At 64.5% G+C, this 1,753-nt stretch carries 2 protein-coding genes and 1 pseudogene; 1 reads left to right on the top strand and 2 read right to left on the bottom strand.

Features of this window, described 5'->3' with window-relative positions; genetic code table 11:
• The coding region (locus tag MOV75_RS36835; protein WP_247007842.1) for an SDR family NAD(P)-dependent oxidoreductase at window positions 1-598 on the top strand (598 nt) is incomplete at its 5' end.
• Here the strand turns inward: MOV75_RS36835 and MOV75_RS36830 are convergent.
• Both MOV75_RS36830 and MOV75_RS36825 read right to left on the bottom strand, forming a co-directional pair.
• On the bottom strand, window positions 599-829 hold the full coding sequence (locus MOV75_RS36830) for a hypothetical protein (protein WP_063194238.1): 231 nt from the start codon (window positions 827-829) through the stop codon (window positions 599-601). It abuts the gene before it with no gap.
• Between the two features lie 383 nt (window positions 830-1,212).
• Window positions 1,213-1,753 (bottom strand): annotated as a pseudogene (locus tag MOV75_RS36825) (hypothetical protein); the annotation flags it as partial.

The raw sequence follows: 1,753 nt of genomic DNA, 5'->3' as shown, positions 1-1,753 counted from the left end.
GCCATGGGTCGGCGATCTCGCCGAGTTGGATGCGTGCGACGCACTGCTTGCCGCCGCGGACGCAGCGTTGGGCGAGATCACGCATTTGGTCCACAGCGCATCGCCGCCGCGGCGGGAGGCCGATCATGCGCTCGCGGTCGATCGCAGGGTCTGGCAGCAGATGCATGCCGTCAATCTCGATGCCGGCTTTCACCTGGCGCGCGAGCTCGCAAAGCGGCTGATCGCAGCGAAGCGGCCGGGCTCGTTCCTGTTTCTCACCTCGCTGCATGCGGGCACGCCGCGCAACCTGCCGCACTATTCTACGGCGAAGGCGGGGATGGCGATGCTGGTGAAGGAGCTGGCCAAAACGTTTGGCCGCTATGGCATCCGCGTCAACGCGCTGGTGCCCGGCGCGATCGCGGCCGGCGGGTTCGTTGCGGATCCTGCGCTGGCGCGACACATTCCGCTCGGGCGTCTCGGCGAGGCCAACGACCTCGCACCGATGGCGCTCACGGTGCTGTCGAACAAGCTCTCCGGTTACGTCACCGGTGCGGCCTTCGTCGTCGACGGTGGATTGTCGCTGACGAACTGGTTCGAGCCGCCGTCCTTTGATGAATAGTCAGCGTCGCCAGGCCGGCACCGGATCGAGCGGTGTCCGATAGAGCTCGTTGTCGTCGCGATCGGTGACGCGCACCGCGCAGCCTTTCTGTTGCAGCTCCGGCTTGACCTGCGACAGCTCGGTCGCCAGTTGATCGGCGCGATCGGAGGCGACCTCGATATCTTCGAGAATGATTCCGCCCTGGTTCCTGAACTCTTCACCAACCACAAGATCGAAAGAGTAGTAAGGCATCCGAATTCCCCGATGTGAGGAGCTGAGCTTCGGTGGAAGTCTCAGCGCATGTCAGATGGTACCACTGAGTCGATACCTGGCGCATGAACGGCCGCGCAATCTCTGTGCTTATGGCGCAGAAATGATGTGCAGCATGTGGGAGCATTAACATTTAATTAAATATGTCGGCATGATCATGAGGGCATGGAATTGCAGCAGAACCGGGCTCCGGGAACCGGCAGCTGCAAGAGAAGGCCGCCGGCATAGATCCCGACGGCCTTTTCTCTTGAGCGCAAGATGACCCGCGCGCCGCTTTCCGTAATTGCCCGGACTCAACGTGTGGCATCGACTCGGACAGCGTACGCGACGTCGTAGCAGCGCACCGCGTTGTTGCGAGTCCGGTGCTAGCGCAACGGCATCGGCGGACGCACGATTGGTCCGTCGTCATCGGCAACGGCTTGAGTCGTGGTGACAGGTGCGGCCTGTGGCGGCGGCATCGCGGCAGCCTGCGAGGGCGGCGGCGGAGGTGCGAGCGGCGCAGGCGAATAAGCCGGCATGTAAGTGTGCGACACGGCCGGTTTCGGTTTGCGAACCGGGGCCGGTGACGGAGCGCGTGGCGGGACCGCAGCAGTGCGTGCGCGCGGATCGACAGGCTTGACCTCAGCTGTTGGCTTCGGCGCGGGCGGCTTCGCCATCTCGCGCGCCATCTGCTCCTGTCCGGCCTTCAACTCGGCGATGTTGGCCTTGAGTTGCTCGATCTGCTGTGTCATCGCGGCGAGGTCGCGCGTCATCGATTGCACCGACTGTACGGCATCGGACGACGGTGTTGCCGCAGGCGCGGCGGCTGCAACCTGGGTCGCAGGCGGCGCTACAGGTTGATCGGCCGTTTGATCGACCGCTGCTTGTACCGCAGGCGGGGCAGCTTGCTCCACGGGCGCTGCGGCC

Origin of the sequence: Bradyrhizobium sp. PRIMUS42, from assembly GCF_023006515.1 — a bacterium.
Classification (GTDB): Bacteria; Pseudomonadota; Alphaproteobacteria; order Rhizobiales; family Xanthobacteraceae; genus Bradyrhizobium.
This window is presented reverse-complemented; position numbering and strand designations above follow the sequence as displayed.